General features: G+C 65.1%; 22 protein-coding genes and 1 pseudogene. 13 read left to right on the plus strand and 10 right to left on the minus strand.

The genetic code is table 11. The features are described 5' to 3' along the window. Positions 1–61: 61 nt before the first annotated feature. The 4 genes from NOF53_RS08155 to NOF53_RS08170 are packed head-to-tail and all read right to left on the minus strand — an operon-like array spanning position 62 to position 4,226. Complete coding sequence (locus tag NOF53_RS08155; protein WP_255967106.1) at positions 62–853, minus strand: ABC transporter ATP-binding protein; 792 nt, start codon at positions 851–853, stop codon at positions 62–64. Next, a complete protein-coding gene (locus tag NOF53_RS08160) occupies positions 850–1,869 on the minus strand; it encodes an ABC transporter ATP-binding protein (protein ID WP_255967107.1) in 1,020 nt (339 codons plus the stop codon). Before NOF53_RS08160 ends, NOF53_RS08155 begins: the two co-directional genes overlap by 4 nt. After that, positions 1,862–2,851: a branched-chain amino acid ABC transporter permease gene (locus NOF53_RS08165; RefSeq protein ID WP_255967108.1), complete on the minus strand. Its 990-nt coding sequence runs from the start codon at positions 2,849–2,851 to the stop codon at positions 1,862–1,864. Before NOF53_RS08165 ends, NOF53_RS08160 begins: the two co-directional genes overlap by 8 nt. 4 nt (positions 2,852–2,855) lie before the next feature. After that, a complete protein-coding gene (locus NOF53_RS08170; protein ID WP_255967110.1) occupies positions 2,856–4,226 on the minus strand; it encodes a branched-chain amino acid ABC transporter permease in 1,371 nt (456 codons plus the stop codon). 223 nt (positions 4,227–4,449) lie between these two features. Between NOF53_RS08170 and polA the strand changes: the two genes are divergently transcribed. Beyond that, positions 4,450–7,194 carry a DNA polymerase I gene (gene polA / locus NOF53_RS08175; protein ID WP_255967117.1) on the plus strand — a complete coding sequence of 915 codons (2,745 nt, stop codon included), beginning with the start codon at positions 4,450–4,452 and terminating at the stop codon, positions 7,192–7,194. A 35-nt stretch (positions 7,195–7,229) separates the two neighbouring features. On the opposite strand, the gene trxA is transcribed toward polA, so the two are convergent. Then, positions 7,230–7,598: a thioredoxin gene (gene trxA / locus NOF53_RS08180; protein WP_255967119.1), complete on the minus strand. Its 369-nt coding sequence runs from the start codon at positions 7,596–7,598 to the stop codon at positions 7,230–7,232. A gap of 69 nt (positions 7,599–7,667) precedes the next feature. Then, the gene (locus NOF53_RS08185) at positions 7,668–8,666 is read right to left on the minus strand and encodes a helix-turn-helix domain-containing protein (RefSeq protein ID WP_255967121.1); all 999 of its coding nucleotides are present in this window, start codon (positions 8,664–8,666) and stop codon (positions 7,668–7,670) included. A 194-nt stretch (positions 8,667–8,860) separates the two neighbouring features. Here NOF53_RS08185 and NOF53_RS08190 point away from each other — a divergent pair, with 194 nt between their 5' ends. Next, positions 8,861–9,766, plus strand: coding sequence for a DMT family transporter (locus NOF53_RS08190; RefSeq protein ID WP_255967123.1), 906 nt, complete (start codon positions 8,861–8,863; stop codon positions 9,764–9,766). Here NOF53_RS08190 and NOF53_RS08195 read toward each other — a convergent pair whose 3' ends face one another. Beyond that, positions 9,767–10,288, minus strand: coding sequence for a 2'-5' RNA ligase family protein (locus NOF53_RS08195; protein ID WP_255967125.1), 522 nt, complete (start codon positions 10,286–10,288; stop codon positions 9,767–9,769). A gap of 19 nt (positions 10,289–10,307) precedes the next feature. On the opposite strand from NOF53_RS08195, the gene NOF53_RS08200 reads away from it, so the two are divergent. The 8 genes and pseudogenes from NOF53_RS08200 (at position 10,308) to NOF53_RS08235 (ending at position 15,084) form a co-directional block, all read left to right on the plus strand. Beyond that, a complete protein-coding gene (locus NOF53_RS08200; RefSeq protein ID WP_255967127.1) occupies positions 10,308–11,402 on the plus strand; it encodes an isocitrate/isopropylmalate dehydrogenase family protein in 1,095 nt (364 codons plus the stop codon). Positions 11,403–11,550: 148 nt separating this feature from the next. Further along, positions 11,551–12,480, plus strand: coding sequence for an ABC transporter substrate-binding protein (locus tag NOF53_RS08205; RefSeq protein WP_255967129.1), 930 nt, complete (start codon positions 11,551–11,553; stop codon positions 12,478–12,480). A 20-nt stretch (positions 12,481–12,500) separates the two neighbouring features. Continuing rightward, positions 12,501–13,484, plus strand: a complete 984-nt coding sequence (locus tag NOF53_RS08210) for an amino acid ABC transporter permease (RefSeq protein WP_255967241.1) — start codon at positions 12,501–12,503, stop codon at positions 13,482–13,484. Further along, complete coding sequence (locus NOF53_RS08215) at positions 13,481–14,242, plus strand: amino acid ABC transporter ATP-binding protein (protein ID WP_305086608.1); 762 nt, start codon at positions 13,481–13,483, stop codon at positions 14,240–14,242. The genes NOF53_RS08210 and NOF53_RS08215 overlap by 4 nt, the downstream gene beginning before the upstream one ends. A gap of 29 nt (positions 14,243–14,271) precedes the next feature. Beyond that, a pseudogene (locus NOF53_RS08220) lies at positions 14,272–14,361 on the plus strand (ABC transporter ATP-binding protein); the annotation flags it as partial. 23 nt (positions 14,362–14,384) lie between these two features. Continuing rightward, entirely contained in the window at positions 14,385–14,693 is a 309-nt protein-coding gene (locus NOF53_RS08225) for a P-loop NTPase family protein (protein ID WP_255967251.1), read from the plus strand. Positions 14,694–14,707: 14 nt separating this feature from the next. Further along, on the plus strand, positions 14,708–14,971 hold the full coding sequence (locus NOF53_RS08230) for an ABC transporter permease (protein ID WP_255967131.1): 264 nt from the start codon (positions 14,708–14,710) through the stop codon (positions 14,969–14,971). Then, on the plus strand, positions 14,941–15,084 hold the full coding sequence (locus NOF53_RS08235; protein WP_255967132.1) for a hypothetical protein: 144 nt from the start codon (positions 14,941–14,943) through the stop codon (positions 15,082–15,084). The genes NOF53_RS08230 and NOF53_RS08235 overlap by 31 nt, the downstream gene beginning before the upstream one ends. An 8-nt stretch (positions 15,085–15,092) precedes the next feature. Here the strand turns inward: NOF53_RS08235 and NOF53_RS08240 are convergent, their stop codons facing one another. Further along, complete coding sequence (locus tag NOF53_RS08240) at positions 15,093–15,989, minus strand: class I SAM-dependent methyltransferase (RefSeq protein WP_255967134.1); 897 nt, start codon at positions 15,987–15,989, stop codon at positions 15,093–15,095. 214 nt (positions 15,990–16,203) lie between these two features. On the opposite strand from NOF53_RS08240, the gene rpsA reads away from it, so the two are divergent. Next, the gene (gene rpsA, locus NOF53_RS08245) at positions 16,204–17,691 is read left to right on the plus strand and encodes a 30S ribosomal protein S1 (protein ID WP_109329412.1); all 1,488 of its coding nucleotides are present in this window, start codon (positions 16,204–16,206) and stop codon (positions 17,689–17,691) included. Positions 17,692–17,858: 167 nt separating this feature from the next. On the opposite strand, the gene NOF53_RS08250 is transcribed toward rpsA, so the two are convergent. Next, the gene (locus NOF53_RS08250) at positions 17,859–18,077 is read right to left on the minus strand and encodes a hypothetical protein (protein WP_255967138.1); all 219 of its coding nucleotides are present in this window, start codon (positions 18,075–18,077) and stop codon (positions 17,859–17,861) included. A 168-nt stretch (positions 18,078–18,245) separates the two neighbouring features. Here NOF53_RS08250 and coaE point away from each other — a divergent pair, with 168 nt between their 5' ends. After that, on the plus strand, positions 18,246–19,460 hold the full coding sequence (gene coaE, locus NOF53_RS08255; RefSeq protein ID WP_255967244.1) for a dephospho-CoA kinase: 1,215 nt from the start codon (positions 18,246–18,248) through the stop codon (positions 19,458–19,460). Positions 19,461–19,462: 2 nt separating this feature from the next. Here coaE and NOF53_RS08260 read toward each other — a convergent pair whose 3' ends face one another. Continuing rightward, on the minus strand, positions 19,463–19,978 hold the full coding sequence (locus NOF53_RS08260; RefSeq protein ID WP_255967140.1) for a ribonuclease FAU-1 family protein: 516 nt from the start codon (positions 19,976–19,978) through the stop codon (positions 19,463–19,465). Positions 19,979–20,054: 76 nt separating this feature from the next. Here NOF53_RS08260 and uvrB point away from each other — a divergent pair, with 76 nt between their 5' ends. Next, positions 20,055–22,217, plus strand: a complete 2,163-nt coding sequence (uvrB, locus tag NOF53_RS08265) for an excinuclease ABC subunit UvrB (protein ID WP_255967142.1) — start codon at positions 20,055–20,057, stop codon at positions 22,215–22,217. Positions 22,218–22,232: the final 15 nt, after the last annotated feature.

The raw sequence follows: 22,232 nt of genomic DNA on the forward strand, positions 1-22,232 counted from the left end.
CGTTCCGGAGTAGAACGGACTGTGGGCCAGGGAAACCTGGCCCACAGTCATGTCCGGACTTCTATTTCTCCTGACTGCCCGCGAGGGTCCCGAGATACAACTCGATCACCTTGGGGTCGTGCATGAGGTTGGGTCCCGAGTCGGTGTAGGCATTGCGGCCCTGGTCCAGAACGTAACCGCGGTCGCAGATCTGGAGGCACCGACGGGCGTTCTGCTCCACCATGATCACCGAGACGCCCGCTGCGTTGATCTTCTTGCAGCGGATGAACACCTCGTCCTGAAACATCGGGGAGAGACCGGCGGACGGTTCGTCGAGGAGCAGTACGGACGGGTCCATCATCAGTGCCCGGCCCATCGCGACCATCTGCCGCTCACCGCCGGAGAGGGCACCGGCCTTCACTTTTCTGCGTTCGACGAGCAGTGGGAAGAGGTCGCCCACGAAGGCGAATCGCTCATCGAATGCTTTCGGCCGCAGATACATTCCCATCTCGAGGTTTTCCTCGATGGTGAGGGAGGGAAAGACGTTCTGTGTCTGCGGCACGTAACCCACGCCCTTCTGGACGAGGATGTGTGCAGGCTTCGACGTGATGTTCTCGCCGCGCAGGGTCACCGAGCCTTGCCGGACCGGAATGAGCCCGAACAATGACTTGAGCAGAGTCGACTTACCGGCTCCGTTGGGGCCGATGATGCCGACGATCTCCCCTTCTCGAAGGAAGAAGTTACATTCACGCAGGATGTTGACGCCCGGGATGTATCCCGCGACCACGCCGTCGGCCCGGACGAGAGCGCCTTCCGCGAGCCGTGCGTGCTCCTCGGGTGTCGCCGCAAATTCTGCTGGAGTCGATTCGGTCATGGGTGCTCACGCCTCAGCTCGGTGATGTCGGATTCGGAGAGGTCGCCGCCGGTCTCGAGGGTCTGTGCCTCCGCTGTTTCGAGAGCCTCGGCGAGCGCCGCCGTCTCGCCGACAGGATTTCCCTCGTCGTCGAATTCGAGTGCCTGATCGTGGTGGCTGCCCAGATAGGCGTCGACCACGGCGTTGTTGGACGAGAGGTGACCCGGCGTGGATTCGGCGATGACACTGCCCTGTGCCATCACCACCACCCAATCGCTGATGTCGCGAATCACGTCCATGTCGTGTTCGACGAAAACGACGGTCATGCCTTCGTCTCGCAGCGATTTGATGTGTCCGAGCAAACTCTGGGTGAGAGCCGGATTCACCCCCGCCATGGGTTCGTCGAGCATCACCACGGTCGGTTCGGTCATCAGCGCGCGAGCCATTTCCAGCAGCTTGCGCTGGCCACCCGACAGTGAGCCGGCGAGGTCGTCGGCCTTGGTGTCGAGCTTGAATCGCGCGAGCAACTCGTTGGCACGCTCCGTGACGGCCTTCTCCTGCGCCTTCCACATCCACGGCAACAGGCTGGTGAGCATTCGCTCACCGCGCTGCCCGGTTGCGCCGAGGCGAACGTTGTCCAGCACCGTCAGCTTGGACAGCGCCTTGGTGAGCTGGAAGGTGCGGACGACGCCCTTGCGTGCCACCTGATGCGGATACATCCGGCCGAGGGACTGGCCGTCCATCGACCAGGTGCCGGTGTCGGGCCGGTCGAAACCGGTGAGGAGGTTGAACAGGGTGGTCTTGCCCGCACCGTTGGGGCCGATCAGCCCGGTGATGCATCCACGCTGGATTTCGAGGTGCGCCACATCGACGGCCTTGAGTCCACCGAAGGTGCGCGAGACATTGTCCACCACCAGAATCGGGTCGGGCTTGGACGCACCGGGGGCCTGGGGGACGTCGGTGAAGATCGCCGCCCGCTCCTCGGGGGTGAGCGTGGTAGCGGTCTGCTGATCGTCGGGCAGTCTGTGGTCAGGCATTGAGCTGCACCTCCCGCTTGTTGCCCAGTATGCCCTGTGGGCGGAATACCATCAGTACCGCAATCATGATGCCCAGCAGGACGAACCGCATGGCTCCGACCTGCTGTTCCGTCAGCGGTAACAGGGGATCGGGGCCGGAGATGGCCTGCCGCAACAGGGCGTCGGGGATGGCCAGCAGGAACCAGAAGAACATCGCGCCGATCACGGGCCCGAAGACGGTGGCTGCGCCACCGAGAATGAGGGCGCCGAAAGCGAAGAAGGTCTGGGCGGTGGAATAGAAGTCCGGGTTGATCGATTTCGTCTGCAATGCGTTGAACACACCGCCGAGTCCGCCGATCATGCCGCCGAGGACCAGCGCCTGCATCTTGTAGACGAAGACGTTCTTGCCGAGCGAACGGGCTGCGTCCTCGTCCTCGCGAACTGCCTTGAGTACTCGGCCCCACGGGCTGTGGGTGAGGAGGTACACGAACCCACACAGAACGAGCACGAGTGTCCAGCCGACCACCATGGACCATAGGTCGTCGCCGTAGAACTTGACGCCGAGGAAGTTGTACTGCTTCCCGGAGTCGAACGGGCTCAGTGAAGTGAACGGGTCGGCGAAGCCGAAAAGTCCGTTGGTCGAACCGGTGATGGAATCTGATGCGGTGGAACGGAAGATCAAGCGCAGAATCTCGGAGGCCGCGATGGTGACGATGGCGAGATAGTCGGCCCGCAAGCGCAGTGTCGGGATACCGAGTACGAGAGCGAGGAGCCCGGCGGCGGCGAGACCGACCAGGATGCCGAGCCACAGCGGCTGCTCGTAGGTGACGGTCATGATGCCCACGCCGTACCCGCCGAGGAGGGCGAAACCGATCTGGCCGAAGTTCAGAAGGCCGGCATAGCCGAAGTGGAGGTTGAGACCGATTGCCAGCAACGCGTAGAAGATCGCCGAGGGGCCGATCAGCTGGGCGAGTGAGACCTGGAGTGCTCCGGGAATGTCCATACGATCACCCGATCCTTTGGCGACTGCCGAGAATGCCCTGAGGCCGGACGACGAGGATGACGATCAAGACGAGCAGTCCTCCGATGTACTTGAGGTCGGGGTTGATCACCAGGGTCGACAGCTGCACCAGCATGCCGACGATCACGCAACCGAGCAGTGCGCCGTAGGCAGTGCCGAGTCCGCCGAGGGTGATACCTGCGAACATCAGCAACAGGAGTTTGAAACCCATCTCCCACTGCACGCGTCCACCGAGTTCCGAGATGCCGAACAGGACGCCACCGAGCGCGGCAAGTCCGCCGCCGAGACCCCAGACGAATCGGATGACTCGTTCGACGTCGATGCCGGAGGACGCCGCCAGGTCGCGGTTGTCGGCGACGGCCCGCATCGCCTTGCCGATGCGGGTCTTCTGGAGCAGGAGGGCAACGCCGACCAGGACGACGAGGCTGATCCCGATGGACACGAGATTGGCATCGGTGATGGCGATCGGACCCCAATGCCGCTCCACCTGGGCCTGATAGTCGACGAAGGGTTCCGCGCGGTCGGAGAAGAAGATGAGTATCAGGTATCGCAGCGAGATCGCGAGGCCGATCGACACCACGAGTTGGGGGATCAGACCTGTCTTGCGTTTGCGTAGAGGTCTCCAGATCCCGGCGTCGTTGGCAACGCCGATCAGGACTCCGACGATGATGGCGAGGATCGTCGCCGGGATCAGTTGCACTCCGAACGACACGTTGATGACCCAGGCCGCGACAGCGCCGAGCGTGACAAGTTCGCCGTGCGCGAAGTTGGTCAGGCCGGTGGTTCCGTAGATCAAGCTCAGGCCGACCCCGGCGATGGCAATGACGAGACCGAACCTCAGACCGTCGATGAGCTGGCGGATCAGCTTCTCGTAGAACGGAACCGCGGAACCCGTCCGGGTTTCACCGAAGGAGAAGATGACCGTGTTCGCGCGACCGGCCACTACCTCACGGTCCACGGTTCCCTGCACGCTCACCCCCTCGGGCAGCGACTCGGGGACGATCTCGAAGGTGTACTTGCCCGGTGCCACCCGGAGTTCCCAGCGTCCGGTTGCCGCGGACTCCGTCGAGGCGACCTCCGTTCCGCCGGCGTCCAGCGCCCGCACCGTCACGCCCCCGAGCCGATCTCCCGCGTTGTTGAGATTGCCGCTGACCGGGACGGCATTCTCCGGGGGCACCGGCCCGCTGGTGGCGGGCGGTGGCGCCGGTGTCGGGGTGGGTTCCTGTGCTGCCGCGGAACCGCCGAACGCGATCGCCGCGACGAAGCCGAGCAGGAGGAGGACGAACGCACGGCGCAGTTGCCGGGTGACCGGCCCCCCTCGCGTGCGTTCCCTCACGGACATCGGTCGCGCACTCACTGGGAGTCGCTTCCTCACGGTTGGGGCCACGCAGGTCCTCCGAGGACGTGTAGTTCGGTCAGGTCGTGCAGCGTCGGGCCCGTCTTTCCGCCCGGGCTGCGATTTCCGGACTCTAACGGGTCCAGTCGCGCGAAATCGGGTTCTACGATTTCCGGCGCGTTTCGGTTGAGTTTCGAACCGTCCGGCTGATCGGTGTCGGATCCGCTCCCTAGACTGGGCAACCGTGAGCCCCGCAACCACACCCCGGTCCACTACGTCCCTTGCGTCCGTCACGGCCGCGCCGGACGAGACTCGCCCTACCCTGATGCTGCTCGACGGCCATTCGCTGGCCTTCCGTGCGTTCTACGCCCTGCCCGCCGAGAACTTCAAGACTCACAGCGGGCAGGTCACCAACGCGGTCTACGGGTTCACGTCGATGCTGATCAATCTGCTGCGGGACGAACAGCCCACCCATGTGGGCGCCGCCTTCGATGTGTCGCGGCAGACATTTCGGGCCGAGAAGTTCCCCGAATACAAAGCGAACCGCAGCAAGGCTCCCGACGAGTTCAAGGGGCAGGTCGAGATCACCAAGGACGTCCTGGGTGCTCTCGGTATCCCGGTGATGGCCGAAGAGGGGTTCGAGGCAGACGACATCATCGCCACGCTCACCACCCAGGCCGAGGCGCTCGGCTACCGGGTCCTTGTGGTGACGGGCGACCGCGACTCTCTCCAGTTGGTCAGCGACGGGGTCACCGTGCTCTACCCGAAGAAGGGCGTGTCGGATCTGACCCGGTTCACACCGGCCGCGGTGGAGGAGAAGTACGGGCTGACTCCGGCGCAGTACCCCGACTTCGCCGCCCTGCGCGGCGACCCGAGCGACAACCTGCCCGGCATCCCCGGGGTGGGCGAGAAGACGGCTACCAAATGGATCCGCGAGTACGGGGATCTGGTGGGCCTGGTCGACAACGTCGACCAGGTGCGCGGCAAGGTCGGTGACGCGCTGCGTGCCAATCTTCCCAACGTCCTGCTCAACCGCGAACTCACCGAGATGGTGCGGGACGTCCCCCTTCCGTACACCCCCGACCAGCTGATTCTGGCGCAGTGGGACCGCGAGAAGATCCACGCGCTGTTCGACGACCTCGAGTTCAAGGTTCTGCGGGATCGGCTGTTCGCCACGCTGGCGCCCGTGGAAGCCGAGGCAGATGAAGGCTTCGAGGTTCGCGGTGGGGCGCTGGAGCCAGGCGCGGTCGCAGACTGGCTGGCTGCTCACGCATCGAGCGGTGAACGGTCGGGTGTGTCCGTGGTCGGCACCCGCACCCCGTACGGGGGAGATGTGACTGCCATCGCGATCGCCGCCCCGGACGGGGAAGGCGCGTACATCACGACGGTCGCCGCAACCCCGGAGGACGAGAAGGCGCTCGGCACCTGGCTCGCCGACGCGGAGCAGCCGAAAGCCTTGCACGAGGCGAAATGGGCGATGCATGCCCTGCGCGGACGCGGCTGGGTGCTCGGCGGGCTCACCAGCGACACCGCCTTGGCGGCCTACCTGGTCCGGCCCGGTCAGCGCACCTTCAACCTGGACGACCTGTCGCTGCGGTACCTGCGCCGTGAACTGCGCGTGGAAGAGACCGGACAGGAACAGCTTTCGTTGCTCGACGACGTCGACCAGGTAGATGCGGAGGCTGCTGAGGCGGAAATTCTCAGTGCCAGGGCCGTATTGGATCTGGCCGCAGCACTCGACACCGAACTCGAGGACATCGAATCGACGGCCCTGCTGTCCGAGATGGAACTACCACTGCTCGAAGTACTGGCCGACACCGAAGCCGCCGGCATCGCCGTCGACTGTGACCACCTCAACGACCTGCAGAGCCGTTTCGCAGCCGAGGTGTCGGAGGCGGCGGAGGCGGCGTACGGCGTCATCGGCAAGCAGATCAATCTCGGATCGCCGAAGCAGCTGCAGGTGGTGCTGTTCGATGAGTTGGAGATGCCTAAAACGAAGAAGACCAAGACGGGATACACCACCGACGCCGAGGCACTGCAGAATCTCTTCGAGAAGACGTCGCACCCCTTCCTCGAGCATCTGCTGGCTCATCGCGACGCTACGCGGCTGAAGGTCACGGTCGACGGGCTGCTCAAGACGGTGGCCGAGGACGGGCGCATTCACACCACGTTCAACCAGACCGTGGCGGCCACCGGCCGATTGTCGTCCACCGAGCCGAACCTGCAGAACATCCCCGTCCGCAACGACGCCGGCCGGCAGATCCGCGACGGGTTCGTGGTCGGCGAGGGTTTCGACACGCTTCTCACGGCCGACTACAGCCAGATCGAAATGCGGATCATGGCCCACGTCTCGGGCGACGAAGGTCTGATCGAGGCTTTCAACACGGGCGAAGACCTGCACAGCTTCGTCGGCGCGCGAGCCTTCGGCGTGCCGATCGAGGAGGTCACCCCGGAATTGCGCCGGCGCGTCAAGGCGATGTCGTACGGCCTGGCGTACGGGCTGAGCGCTTTCGGTCTCGCCGCTCAGCTGAAGATTTCGACCGAAGAGGCGAAGTCGCAGATGGAGGCGTACTTCGCGCGATTCGGCGGGGTCCGCGACTACCTGCACGCAGTGGTCGAGCAGGCGCGCAAGGATGGGTTCACGTCGACGCTGTACGGCCGTCGGCGTTACTTGCCCGACCTCACCAGCGACAACCGTCAACGGCGTGAGGTGGCGGAACGGGCCGCGCTCAACGCACCGATTCAGGGGACGGCAGCCGACATCATCAAGGTCGCGATGATCAACGTCCAGCGGTCATTGCGCGAGGCAGGGCTGAAGTCGCGGATGCTGCTGCAAGTCCACGACGAACTGGTACTCGAGGTGGTCGAGGCGGAGCGGGAGCGGGTGGAGCAGCTGGTCCGCGACAAGATGTCCTCGGCCATCGCGCTGTCGGTGCCGCTCGACGTGTCGGTCGGCACCGGACGCAGCTGGGATGCCGCCGCCCACTGAGCATCACCGGGCTCGCGGCGACGGCGTCCTTCGCGTTATTCGGCCGGCGTCTGCTCGGCGATCTGCTTACGCACCTCGTCCATGTCGAGGGCCTTGACCTGCGTAACCAGATCTTCGAGTGCCGCCGGCGGAAGAGCACCGGGCTGATTGAAGACGAGGACGCCCTCCCGGAACGCCATGATGGTCGGGATCGAGCGGATGTTCGCGGCCGCCGCGATTCCCTGTTCGGCCTCGGTGTCGACCTTCGCGTGCACCACGTCGGGGTGCTGCTCCGAGGACTTCTCGAACGTGGGCGCGAAGCTGCGGCACGGGCCGCACCAGGACGCCCAGAAGTCGACGAGCACCACATCGTTGCCGGTCACGGTCTCATCGAAATTTTGTTGTGTCAGGGTCGTGGTGGCCACGAGGGTCCTTTCGTTCGGGAACTGTCGTGCCTCTACAACGCGGGAGCGGCACCGATTCTTCCCTGCGCCTCAACCGACGCGCTCGGTGTCCCGGAACGTGCGCCGGTAGGCCTGTGGGGTGGTGTGGCGCAGGCGGAGGAAGTGCTGGCGCAACACTGCACCGCCGCCGAAGCCGACGCGCTCGGCGATGACGTCGACCGACAGATCAGAATCTTCGAGTAGGTGTTGCGCTGCGAGCACGCGCTGATCGCTGAGCCACCGCGCCGGAGTGGTGCCGGTCTCGGCCTGAAATCGCCGCGCGAACGTGCGCGGCGACATGTTGGCCTTCGCTGCGACGGCCGTTACGGAGAGGTCGAGGGCGAGGTGTTCGGTCATCCAGTCCAGCACCGGCCCGAGGGTGTCGATCGACGTCGACGGCAACGGCATCGCGACGTACTGTGCCTGACCGCCGTCGCGGTGCGGCGGGACCACCATGCGCCGGGCGATACCGTTGGCCACACTGCTGCCCTGTTCCTTACGCACGATGTGCAGGCACAAATCGATGCCGGCCGCGGTTCCCGCGCTCGTCAGCACGGGGTCGTCGTCGACATAGAGGACATTCGGATCGACGGTGGCACCAGGATGCTGTTCGGCGAGGCGCTGGGCGTGGCGCCAGTGTGTGGTGCAGCGGCGGCCGTCGAGAAGGCCCGCGGCACCGAGAACGAAAGCGCCGTTGCACAAACTGGCGACTTTCGCGCCGCGATCGACGGCGCGGCGAAGTTTGTGGAGCAGCGGGTCCATGCACGGGTCTGGCTCCTTCGCGCAGACGTACGATCCGTCCGATTCCGCGTAGGTTCCGCCGGCGGGAACGATGATGAGATCCGCGTCGTCGAGCCGATCGAGTTCGTACGGGACGTCGATGCCATAGCCGAATCGTGTGCGGATCGGCTGGGGAACGCCGGCCACGAGGGAGAAGTCGTAGGTGGGTAGTCCGTCGTCGGATCTGTCGAATCCGAACACCTCACAGGCGACGCCGAGTTCGAAGGCTTCGGTAAGCGGCATGAGCGGTACCACGACCTTTTTCAACACCGAACCAGTATGGCAGAAATATGTCGAACTATGACGTTTCTGCCACTATTCCTCGGAACCTGCCGGCGCAAGGCTGGAGGTATGACAATCCTGGTCGTGGTTCTCCTCGTGTTCCTGGCACTGACCGCCTTGGCGCTCGCCGACCGCACACCTGATACGCACAACGAAGTCACCCAGCACGGGGACTTCCGGTTTTGAGGGCGAATCTGGCGGTTCAGTACGCGGGCGCGGCACTCGCCTGGGGTGCCAGCTTCCTGTTCATCAAAATCGGGCTGGAAGGCCTCTCGTTCACCCAGGTCGTGCTGTGGCGGTTGATCTTCGGTGCAGTGACACTGGGTGCGGTACTGGGCATCACGCGCACGCGGTTGCCGCGGGAACTCGCGACCTGGGCGCACCTGTCCGTCCTGGCAGTGACGCAGTGCCTGCTGCCGTGGTTGCTGTTCAGCTGGGCCGAGCTGAGCATCGGCTCCGGGCTGGCGAGCATCTACAACGCGACGACGCCGTTGATGACGATGTTGGTAGCCCTCGCGTTCCTGCCAGGTGAGAGATTGACCGACGCGAAACTGTTCGGGCTGCTTCTCGGGTTCTCCGGTGTGGTCGTGGTTCTGGCGCCGTGGCAGTCGGGGATCGTGGGCAGCGTGCCCGCGCAGCTCGCCTGCCTCGGGGCGACCGCGTCCTACGGCGTCGCCCTGGTCTATCTCCGACGCTTCGTGCTGCCGCGTGGAGTCGGCACATCCACCATCGCGTTCATGCAGGTCTCGATCGCCGCGGTGGCCCTACTCGTCGCGACGCCCTGGGTGGCGAGTACGCCGATGCATCTGACACCCGCCATTGTTCTGTCCATGGTGGGGCTCGGCGCAGTCGGGACGGGGCTGGCGTTCGTGTGGAACACCAACGTCGTGCGTGGGTGGGGGCCCACCGCGGCCTCGACCGTCACCTATCTGACCCCGGTCGTCGGAGTCGTCCTCGGTGCCGTGGCACTCGAGGAGCACATCGCGTGGAACCAGCCGCTCGGCGCCCTGGCCGTGGTCGCTGGAATCGTCGTCACACAGCGGTCGACGCGCGGAGCGGACAAGGGTGTGGCGGCGGCTCCGCCGTGATCAGGGCGGAGCCGTCACGGTCCACTCCCGCTTGGCATCTCCGTCCCATCGGCGGACCACCGAGGCGCGGCCGATGATGTCACCGCCGTCGAGTAGTCGGACCGCGTCGGCGATCTGATCCGCGGGCAGGCGCCGTGCAAGAGTCACGTGGGGAGTCCATTCACCCGGACGGATGTGTGGAGTCACCTCGGTGGCGTGCTCTGCGAGATCGAACACGGACCGGTGTAGCGACAACAGAGCCTTGGACGGCACGACCAGACGCGACAACGTGACGTGCCTGCCGCCGAACATGACGAGTCCGCCCAGCCGGACGTGGAACGACGGGGTGGGGAGCTGGCGCCCTAGAAGCTCGTCGATCTCGGGCGGGATGTGGCGTGCGACGAACAATGTCACGTGCGGCCGATTCGACAGTGCGCGAACGCGTGTGCGGCTGGGCAGGCCGGCGTCCCAGAGAAGCTTCCACTCGGCGCGCACGGCGTTGTCGGTCGCCTCGTCGAACAGCAGCTCCACCGACTGGACCATGGTAGGCAATGATGGCCTCATGGGTGGTCCAACGGCAAACAACTCGGACAAACGCATCGGAGTAGTTCTCGGTGACGGCATCGGTCACGAGATCGTTCCCGCAACACAGCGTGTGGTGACCGCGGCCGTCACCGCCGCTGGGGCCGATGTCGACTGGGTCACGCTGCCACTCGGGCTCGGCGCGATCGAATCCCATGGCACGCCGATGCCGGACTCCACCCTGGCAGCCTTGACGGAGCTCGACGCGTGGATCCTCGGCCCGCACGACAGCGCGTCGTATCCGGAACCGTTCCGGGGACAGCTGACTCCGGGCGGTGTCATCCGCAAGAAGTTCGACTTGTTCGCCAACATCCGCCCGGCCCGTTCGCTGGAAGGCGTCGCCTCGATGGTGCCGGACATGGATCTGGTGATCGTCCGGGAGAACACCGAGGGGTTGTACGCGGATCGGAACATGTTCGCCGGCAGCGGCGAGTTCATGCCCACACCTGATGTGGCACTCGCGGTCGGTGTCGTCACCAGAAGGGCCTGCGAACGCATCGCGCACACCGCGTTCACGCTCGCGCGGACCCGGCGACGGCACGTGACGATCGTGCACAAGGCCAACGTGCTGTCGATGACGACGGGGCTTTTCCGCGACGTCTGCCGGGACGTGGGTGTGCGTCACTATCCGGACGTGCAGATCGACGACGAGCACGTGGACGCGATGACCGCCCACCTGGTGCGCCGGGGGCGTGACTTCGATGTCGTGGTGGCGGAGAACATGTTCGGGGACATCCTGTCGGATCTCACGGGCGAGCTGTCCGGCTCGCTCGGCACCGCGCCGTCGATCAACAGTTCCGACACGCAGGTCATGGCGCAGGCCGCCCACGGTGCGGCGCCCGACATCGCAGGCCGCAACCGGGCGAATCCCACCGCGCTGATGCTGTCGGCCGCGATGATGCTCGACCTACTCGGTGAGCGCCGAGCGGACCGGCACCTCATCGGTGCCGCGACCCGGCTCCGGGAAGCGGTCCGATCGACGATCGCGTCCGGAGTCGCCACCGCTGACCTGGGTGGACTCGCGTCGACCAGCGAATTCACGGAGACCGTCCTCGCCCGCACCTTGCGTCGGTGAAAGCGCCGTCACGGCAGGGGGCGGGCCGTTAATGTTCGGTAACGACGCCTGCAGATGCGGGTGCCGTAACCTACCGTTCGACTATTCGGAGTTCGCGAGTTCTCCGTCGCCGTAGCTCGCTCGGTGCAATACGATTTTCTTGGAGGACATGCCAGTGTCTGGTCGATCCGTCTTCACGCGTCGGCGCGTGGCCCGAACCATCTGTGCACTGGCGGGAAGCAGCGCGCTGCTCCTCGCCGGCTGTGCCAGCAACACAGAAGGTGGCGGTTCCCCTTCGGGCGCCGCTGCGACCACTGTGGAAGTCGAGAAGGTGGATGCCATTGCGGCCGAGGTGCCGGAGAAGATCGCGTCGTCGGGCAAGATCGTCGTCGGCGTCAACATTCCGTACTCGCCCAACGAGTTCAAGGACCCGAGCGGCAAGATCGTCGGCTTCGACGTCGACCTGGTCGACGCCGTCGGCAAGGTGCTCGGGGTCACCCCGGAATACACCGAGGCAGACTTCGACAAGATCATTCCGTCGATCCAGGCCGGCAGCTACGACATGGGCATGTCGTCGTTCACGGACACCAAGGAACGCGAGCAGTCCGTTGATTTCGTCACCTACTTCAGCGCGGGTGTGCAGTGGGCGCAGCCAGTCGGCAAGAGTGTCGACCCCAACAATGCGTGCGGTCTGCGGGTCGGGGTGCAAACCACCACCATCGAAGATCTCGAGGAAGTACCCGCAAAGAGTGCAGCGTGCGTAGCGGCCGGTAAGCCGGCAATCGAGATCGTGAAGTTCGACAGTCAGGACGACGCCGCCAACGCGGTTGCCCTCGGCAAGGTCGACGCCATGTCCGCGGACTCGCCCGTCACCGCCTACGCGATCAAGCAGAGCGACGGCAAGATCGAGGCGGCAGGCGAGGTCTTCGACGCTGCGCCCTACGGCTGGCCCGTCGCCAAGGGATCACCCCTCGGACCGGTGCTCCAGAAGGCGATGCAGCACCTGATCGACGACGGCACATATCAGAAGATCGCGGAGAACTGGGGTGTCGAGGCAGGCGTCATCACGACGTCGCAGATCAACGGCGCCACGAGCTGAGCGGTTGACGAGTGTCTGATCTGGAAAAGGTGCCGGGCGGATCCACGACCGCGACGGGTTCGGACCCCGAGCCGATCAAAGCGATTCCGCTGCGACGTCCCGGGCGCTGGATTGCCGCGCTCGTCGTCGGATTGCTGCTCGCGCTGTTCGTCAACGGTGCCCGCACCAACGAGGCGTACCGCTGGGACATCTATGTTCGCTACCTGTTCGACGCGCGGATTTCCGCCGCGGCGTGGAACACGATTCAGCTGACAATTCTGTCGATGACCATCGCCATCGTCCTGGGCGTCCTGCTCGCCGTCATGAGGTTGTCGCCGAACCCGGTACTCAAAGCGTCGTCGTGGGGTTACCTGTGGATATTCCGCGGCACCCCGGTGTACGTCCAGTTGGTGTTCTGGGGCCTGTTCCCGTCCATCTACAAGCAACTCGACCTGGGCATCCCCTTCGTGCACCAGTTCGTGCACATCGACCTACAGGGGATCAATGCGGCGTTCCTGTTCGCGGTGATCGGCCTGGGCCTCAACGAGGCCGCATACATGGCCGAGATCGTCCGGGCCGGTGTCAACTCGGTCGCCGAGGGGCAGACCGAGGCGTCGGTGGCGCTGGGCATGACGTGGTCGCAGACGATGCGACGGACAGTGCTGCCGCAGGCCATGCGGGTCATCATCCCGCCCACGGGCAACGAACTGATCAGCATGCTGAAAACCACTTCGCTGGTCACCGCGGTCCCGTACAGCCTCGAACTGTACGGCCGTGCCAGAGACATCTCGGGTGCCAACTTTCAGCCGATTCCGCTGCTGATGGTTGCGGCCACCTGGTATCTCGCGATCACGAGTCTCCTGATGATCGGGCAGTTCTATCTCGAGCGGTACTACTCGAAGGGCGCCACGCGTAAGCTCACCGCCCGGCAGTTGCAGGCCCTCGCCGACGCGCAGGGAAAGCCGCTGGTGATCGAGCCCGCCCCCGAGACGCTGCCCGATACACCCGGAGGGGAACGAAAATGACGCCGATGGTCAAGGCGGATCAGGTCTGCAAGAACTTCGGTGCGCTGAAAGTACTCAAGGGCATCTCACTCGAGATCGGCCGCGGGCAGGTGCTGTGCCTGGTCGGTCCGTCGGGGTCCGGGAAGTCGACGTTTCTGCGCTGCATCAACCACCTCGAGCAGGTCAACGCCGGGCGGCTCTACGTCGACGGCGAACTCGTCGGATACTCGGAGCGGGGTGGCAAGCTGTACGAACTGCATCCCCGTGCGGCGGCGAGGCAGCGGCGCGACATCGGCATGGTCTTCCAGCACTTCAATCTCTTCCCGCACCGGACAGCGCTCGAAAACATCATCGAAGCGCCTACGCAGGTCAAGCGGCTGAACAAGAAGAAGGCCGTCGAGCGCGGACGTGAACTGCTCGCCCAGGTCGGGCTGAGCGAGAAGGCTGACGCATACCCCGCCCAACTGTCAGGTGGTCAGCAACAACGCGTCGCCATCGCCCGGGCTCTCGCGATGGATCCGAAGCTGATGTTGTTCGACGAGCCCACGTCGGCGCTCGACCCGGAACTGGTCGGTGAAGTCCTCACCGTCATGAAAGACCTTGCGGCAGGGGGCATGACCATGGTCGTGGTCACCCACGAGATGGGTTTCGCCCGTGAGGTGGCCGATCAACTGGTGTTCATGGACGCCGGCGTCGTGGTCGAGTCGGGGGAGCCGCGCGAACTGCTGGCCAATCCGCAGCACGACCGCACCAAGGCGTTCTTGTCGAAGTTGCTGTGAGCGAGCGGGCCCTCTTCGAGTTCGTGTCGATGTCGAGCAGGGGCGGTACCCGAGTGCTTCACGACATCGACGTGACAATTCCGGATGCGGGAATCACCGTGGTGGTGGGGCGGTCGGGAGCGGGGAAGTCGACGCTGCTGCGATGCTGCAACATTCTGGAGTCCCCAGATACGGGGGTCTCGGTTTCGCGGACAGTCGCCCCCTGCTCGCGGACGAACCGACGGCCGCCCTCGACGCGGAGTCTTCGGCGCAACTCGAGTCGCTGGTGCTGCGACTGGCGAAGGACAGGATGCCGATTCTCTGGGTCACCCATGATCTCGCGCAGATGCGGCGCCTAGCCGGTCACCTCGTGGCTCTCGAGCGGGGGAGGATCCACTGTGCCGGCGCTCCCGGCGACTACTCGGAGTCGCCGTCGCTATCGGACTGTCTGCGCAGCAACGTCTTTCGCTGACAACGCCGATCGTCGTGTCGGTGGGCCCTGGCGGTCTCGGGGTTGATGTGATCGCGGTGGCCGACCACCGGGCGGAGATCGAAGCCGGACTTGCCCTCGGGATGACGCCCCGGCGCGCGTTCGACCGGCAGCTGAGGTCGGCGCCGCGAACCGCGATTTCCTCCCAGGTGGAGCAGACGGCAGCTCTGGGCATCGTGTTCCTGCCCGGTGCGATGACCGGTCTGATCCTTGCGGGCGTGGACACCCCATGGAGGCGGTGTTCGCTCAGCTCGCCCTGATGTACGTCATCCTGGCCGGCGTCGTGATCGCCGTCGTGGTGACGGGTCTCGGCACGCTGCGGCGGCTGACCACGGCCGATCAACGTGTGGTTCCGGTTGCCCGCGCCCTCTGACTTGTCGACTATCGCGTGTCGACAAGAGGCTTACGGCAACTGAAGATGGCGGTGCCAGGGAAGAGCTGGCCACGCAGCGGGCTCCATTGGCCCCACTCCCGGTCGAGCCACTCGGGCCATTCGGGTTCGATGATGTCGCGCACCTCGAGCCCGGCCGCGACGATCTCGCGAACCCGGTCACCAATGGTGCGGTGGTGTTCCACGTAGGTCGGCACGCCCGCCGAGTCCACCTCCACGTAGGGCGTGCGGTCGAAGTAGGGGAGCGTCGCGGTGAGACCGCGCGGCCCCGGATCGTCGGGGAATATCCAGCGAATCGGGTGGTTGACGGCAAACACCCACAGCCCGCCCGGTCTGAGGATCCTGGCCACCTCGCGCATCACTGCTGCAGAATCGGCCACGAACGGAACTGCACCAAAAGCCGAACATGCCAGGTCGAAGCTCGAGTCCGCAAAGGGGAGATGTTCGGCACCTGCATGAATCAGCGGCACCACCGGTCCTCCCGCCCGCATGGCCTCGACGCCGCGGTCGAGCATCGCCCTGGAGATGTCCAGCCCCACGGCCCGCGCCCCTTGGCCGGCCAGCCACCGCGCGCAGGGCGCCGAGCCGCAGCCGACCTCGAGGACGTCCTTCCCCTCGACGTCGCCCAGCAGGCGGTGATCGCCCTCGTGCAGACCCTCCGGACACCACACGAATTCACCGTCCGTCGCGTCCACTCCGAGGAACTCGCCGTGGGTGCGGTGATAGTCGTCGGCGTCGGCGTCCCACCAAGCCCGGCTTGCGCGTTCGCTCGACTCGGAATCGACGCGGACGCGGCTGACCCCGGCGGTTCCGAGGACACTGTTGGCGGTGCCGTGGCGGTCGTCTTCGGGGGGGTGGGTGGTATGTGTCGGACGAGATTCGGGCATGCGCAACAGACTAGAGCGTGGGAACGGACCCGGGTTTGCCCAGCTTGCCCAGGGGCGCGTAGCCTATTGCACGCGAGTGTCTACGTGCGCGACATCCGATTGGGTACGGTTCGAGTTTCTGTTCGGTTCCGGTCAGGTGTCGTTTCACTGTTCTCGTGCTTTGTCCGACAGAACACCATCAACCGACCACAACCCGTCCGGAGCAACTCAACATATGCCCTCCACCACCGTCACCTCGCCGCAGGTAGCCGTCAACGATATCGGCTCCGCCGAGGACTTCCTCGCCGCCATCGACGCAACGATCAAGTACTTCAACGATGGCGACATCGTCGAAGGCACCATCGTCAAGGTCGACCGCGACGAGGTTCTGCTCGACATCGGTTACAAGACCGAAGGCGTCATCCCTTCCCGTGAGCTCTCCATCAAGCACGATGTCGACCCCAACGAGGTCGTCTCCGTGGGCGATGAGGTCGAAGCTCTCGTCCTCACCAAGGAGGACAAGGAAGGCCGACTGATCCTGTCGAAGAAGCGCGCTCAGTACGAGCGTGCCTGGGGCACCATCGAGGAGCTCAAGGAGAAGGACGAGGCCGTCAAGGGCACCGTCATCGAGGTCGTCAAGGGCGGCTTGATCCTCGACATCGGCCTGCGTGGCTTCCTTCCCGCTTCGCTCGTCGAGATGCGCCGTGTCCGCGACCTCCAGCCGTACGTCGGCAAGGAGATCGAGGCCAAGATCATCGAGCTCGACAAGAACCGCAACAACGTCGTCCTCTCGCGCCGCGCATGGCTCGAGCAGACGCAGTCCGAGGTTCGCAGCGAGTTCCTGCACCAGCTCCAGAAGGGCCAGGTCCGCAAGGGCGTCGTGTCCTCCATCGTCAACTTCGGTGCCTTCGTGGACCTGGGCGGCGTCGACGGTCTCGTGCACGTGTCCGAGCTGTCCTGGAAGCACATCGACCACCCCTCCGAGGTTGTCGAGGTCGGCACCGAGGTCACCGTCGAGGTTCTCGACGTCGATCTCGACCGCGAGCGTGTCTCCCTGTCGCTCAAGGCCACCCAGGAAGATCCGTGGCGTCAGTTCGCCCGCACGCACGCCATCGGCCAGATCGTGCCCGGTAAGGTCACCAAGCTGGTTCCGTTCGGTGCCTTCGTGCGCGTCGAAGAGGGAATCGAAGGCCTCGTCCACATCTCGGAGCTGGCCGAGCGCCACGTCGAGGTCCCGGACCAGGTTGTCGGTGTCGGCGACGATGCGCTCGTCAAGGTCATCGACATCGACCTCGAGCGTCGTCGTATCTCGCTGTCGCTGAAGCAGGCCAACGAGGACTACAACGCCGAGTTCGATCCGTCGAAGTACGGCATGGCGGACAGCTACGACGAGCAGGGCAACTACATCTTCCCCGAGGGCTTCGATCCCGAGACCAACGAATGGCTCGAGGGCTTCGACAAGCAGCGTGAAGAGTGGGAGAACCGCTACGCCGAGGCTGAGCGTCGCCACAAGATGCACACAGCTCAGATGGAGAAGACCGCTGCAGACGAGGCCGCCGAGGCTGCCACTGCTGCTGCCGGCTACTCCTCGGAGTCGGGTGCAGGCGACGCCGACACCGCTTCGTCGTCCGCTTCTGCTCCGGCATCCGAGTCGGCTGGTGGATCGCTCGCCAGCGATGCACAGCTCGCCGCCCTGCGCGAGAAGCTGTCGGGCAACGCCTAGTAGGTCCGCCTGACCCGTCAGGCACAGAACGAGACCCCGCTCCTGCGATCGCAGGAGCGGGGTCTTCGTCGTTGGTGCCTGCCGCGGATACGACTGTGGCCCGGCCTTCTCGGAAGGCCGGGCCACAGTGCCGTGGAGGGGAAGCCGTGCTGTGCCGGCTGTTTCGTTCAGTTCGCGGTGACGGGAATCCAGTAACCCGACGTCGCCTGCGCCTCGGAGCGCTTACGCATCGACGCGAAGCTGTGCTTGCCCTGGCTGATCAATGCGGTGAGCCAGGTTCGCCGATGCTCAGCGAGTGCAAACGCGACCTCGGGTATCTCGAGGCAATGCACGCCACCCGGAATACCGAGGCGGTGCCGACCGGGCTGAAGGCGTTGCTCGCGCATGGCGTTCCTCTTCTTCGAGAAGGTGCAGGTCGGGCGTCCGCTTGAACATAACCGACCTCGTCGCCGTCCTGTGGTATTTGGGCTCGGTGAGTCTGGGGTTGACGCTGGGAGCGATGATGTCTGTGGGGTCGGTGAAATGAGTGCACGGTGGATGCCACACTGGGGGACGTGTTGAGAATCGGCCTCACCGGAGGCATTGGAGCCGGCAAGTCCACCGTGTCGAAGATTATGGCGGACCTGGGCGCAGTAATCGTCGATGCAGATCTGATTGCCCGTGAGGTCGTCGAGCCGGGAACGCCTGGCCTGGCTGCTCTGGTGGAGCGTTTCGGGAACGACATCCTCACGGATGCCGGGGCGCTCGACCGCCCCGCGCTGGCGGCACGCGCTTTCGCCGACGAGGAGTCCAGGTTGGCCCTGAACTCCATCGTGCATCCACTCGTCGGAGCGCGCACCGCGGAACTCATCGATGCGGCAGCTGAAGACGCCGTGCTGGTGCAGGACATTCCGCTGCTGGTCGAGGGCGGTATGGGAGCGGCATTCCACCTGGTCGTCATCGTGTTCGTCGACGCGGAGGAACGGGTACGGAGACTCGTGGGGTCCCGGGGAATGCCGGAGGCCGACGCACGAGCGCGGATCGCGGCGCAGGCGACCGACGAGCAGCGGCGGGCGGCCGCGGATGTGTGGCTCGACAACAGTGGGGAGCCAGGCGCGCTCGAACCCGAGGTCAGGGACCTGTGGTCGGAGCGGCTCGTCCCCTTCGCGGCCAACATTCGTACCCGCACGGTGGTGCGGCCATTGCCTGAACTCGTGGCACCGAATCCGCGGTGGGCGGGGGAGGCCGACCGGTTGATCGCCCGACTGCGACTGGTGTGCGGGGAGCGCGCCGTGCGCATCGATCACATCGGTTCAACGGCGGTCGACGGTATGCCGGCGGAAGACGTCATCGACCTGCAGGTCACCGTTGCCGATCTCGCGACGGCGGACGACCTCGCCGAGCCGCTTGCCGAGGCGGGATTCCCTCGGATCGAGCACATCACGTCGGACGACCCCAAGCCGTCCTCTCTCGGAGGCGAGACGGATCCAGCCTTGTGGGACAAGCGGATTCACGGCGGTGCCGATCCGGGCCGGCCTGTCAACATTCACCTTCGGGTCGACGGATGGCCCGGACAGCAGTTCGCGCTGGTGTTCCGGGACTGGCTCCGAGCCGAGCCCGGTGTTCGCGCCGAGTACGCCGAAATCAAGGAGGGCGCGGCAGGCAAGGCTGCCGGCCACAGCTCTTACGCAGACGCCATCACCGCCTACATCGACGCCAAGTCACCGTGGTTCGACACGGCCTACCCCCGGGCATGGCAGTGGGCCGAGCGTTCGGACTGGAAGGCGTGAGATCACCGCCAGCCGATCGGCATTCCGAGCGACGCCAGCCACCGCCCGAGGTCGTATCCATGCGTGGCCAAACCCTCGATGGCGGCGACGGCGGTGTTGATCGCCGCCTCGGCCGTGGCCGTGTCGAGCAGGCCGGCGCTGTGCGCCTCCATCAACTCGTCCACATCGAGTAGTTCGGCGTCGCGCCCGGTGCGCACCACGAGATCGAGGTAGTGGTCCTCCGACGTCCAGACGTCGTCGCCGCGGGTGAACACGCCGATGTCGACGTAGTGGTCTTGGTCCCGCCGATGCTCCGGTCGGAAATGGAATATGGACGCCCGGAGTCCCAGGTCGGGAAGGAGCCAGGACTCGAGGTAGTCGAACTGCCGGTGGTCGGCGGTCCTCGCCATGTACAGCCCCCACGGCTCGACGCGGAAGTGCTCGACCGGACGGACGAACCCTTTCGGGTCGGTGTTGGTGCGATTGCGAAGATCGAAATACTCGATCTTGGGTGGGTGCGGGTGAGCAGCGCCTTCCATGAGGGGAAACCTACGGCACTTCGATGCCGCCGGAGCACGTCGGGACCGTGTCGGTCCCTGCGCTTACCCTGGTGACATGGCGTTTGCATCCGAGCACCCGGTGGTAGCACATTCCGAGTTCCGTCCCATCGGTGAGATCGAACGGTCGGAGGCGCGGTTCGAGGTCGTCAGCGATCACAAACCGGCGGGTGACCAGCCGGCGGCCATCGCAGAACTCGAGAAGCGGATCAACGCGGGCGAGAAGGACGTGGTCCTGCTCGGCGCCACCGGTACCGGTAAGTCCGCCACCACGGCGTGGCTCATCGAGAAAGTGCAGCGCCCCACACTGGTCATGGCGCCCAACAAGACTCTCGCAGCTCAGCTCGCCAACGAACTGCGCGACATGCTGCCCCACAATGCTGTCGAGTACTTCGTTTCGTACTACGACTATTACCAGCCCGAAGCGTACATCGCGCAGACCGACACCTATATCGAGAAGGACTCGTCGGTCAACGACGACGTCGAGCGGCTTCGCCATTCCGCGACGTCCAGCCTGCTCTCCCGCCGTGACGTAGTGGTCGTGGCCTCGGTGTCCTGTATCTATGGCCTGGGAACTCCCCAGTCGTATCTCGACCGGTCGGTGCAACTCGAAGTCGGTGTCGAGGTTCCGCGCGACGCACTCCTCCGACTTCTCGTCGATGTCCAGTACACGCGCAACGACCTGGCCTTCACCCGCGGTTCCTTCCGGGTGAGGGGAGACACCGTCGAGATCATTCCCTCGTACGAGGAACTGGCCGTCCGCATCGAGTTCTTCGGTGACGAGATCGAGGCGCTGTACTACCTGCATCCCCTCACCGGCGACGTCGTCCGTCAGGTCGACTCGGTGCGCATCTTCCCGGCCACCCACTACGTTGCGGGTCCCGAGCGGATGGAGCGGGCGGTCAAGGACATCGAAGCCGAACTCGAGGAACGACTCGCCGACCTCGAGAATCGGGGAAAGCTGCTCGAGGCGCAGCGGCTGCGAATGCGCACCCAGTACGACCTCGAGATGATCAAGCAGGTGGGTTTCTGCTCCGGTATCGAGAACTACTCGCGGCACATCGACGGTCGCGGCGCGGGTACCGCACCCGCCACTCTCATCGATTACTTCCCCGAGGACTTCCTGCTCGTCATCGACGAGTCGCACGTCACCGTGCCTCAGATCGGTGCGATGTACGAGGGCGACATGTCCCGAAAGAGGAATCTCGTCGAGTTCGGATTCCGGCTACCGTCGGCCACCGACAACAGACCGCTCACCTGGGAAGAATTCACCCAGCGCATCGGGCAGACGGTGTATCTGTCGGCCACACCCGGCAAGTACGAGCTGGGCCAGGCGGGCGGTGAGTTCGTCGAGCAGGTGATCCGTCCGACCGGCCTGGTCGACCCGCAGGTTGTGGTCAAGCCGACCAAGGGGCAGATCGACGACCTGGTCCACGAGATCCGCGAGCGAGCCGACCGGGACGAGCGGGTACTCGTCACGACGTTGACGAAGAAGATGTCGGAGGACCTCACCGACTACCTTCTCGAACTCGGCATCCGTGTCCGGTACCTGCACTCGGACATCGACACGCTGCGTCGTGTCGAACTGCTCCGTCAGTTGCGACTCGGCGAGTACGACGTGCTCGTAGGCATCAACCTCCTCCGTGAGGGGCTCGACCTGCCGGAAGTGTCCTTGGTAGCGATCCTCGACGCCGACAAGGAAGGCTTCCTGCGCAGCTCGACGAGTCTCATCCAGACGATCGGTCGCGCAGCTCGTAACGTGTCCGGCCAGGTTCACATGTATGCCGACAAGATCACCGACTCGATGCAGCACGCGATCGAGGAGACGGAGCGGCGCCGCGAAAAGCAGATCGCATACAACAAGAAGATGGGGGTCGACCCGCAACCTCTGCGCAAGAAGATCGCAGACATCCTCGATCAGGTGTACGAGGAGGCCGAGGACACGGCTGCCGGTGTCGACGTCGGTGGTTCCGGCCGCAACGCCTCGCGTGGTCGCCGCGCGCAGGGTGAAGCCGGCCGCGCGGTCAGTGCGGGCGTCTACGAAGGCCGGGACACCAAGTCGATGCCGAGGGCCGAGCTGGCCGACCTCGTCAAGGAATTGACGGATCAAATGATGAACGCGGCACGCGACCTCCAGTTCGAGCTGGCAGGGCGATTACGCGACGAGATTGCCGACTTGAAGAAGGAGCTGCGCGGGATGGACGCCGCAGGCCTGAAGTAGTCGAGGCAGTACCGT

The sequence above is a fragment of the Rhodococcus tibetensis genome (assembly GCF_024438035.1).
Classification (GTDB): Bacteria; Actinomycetota; Actinomycetes; order Mycobacteriales; family Mycobacteriaceae; genus Rhodococcus_F; species Rhodococcus_F tibetensis.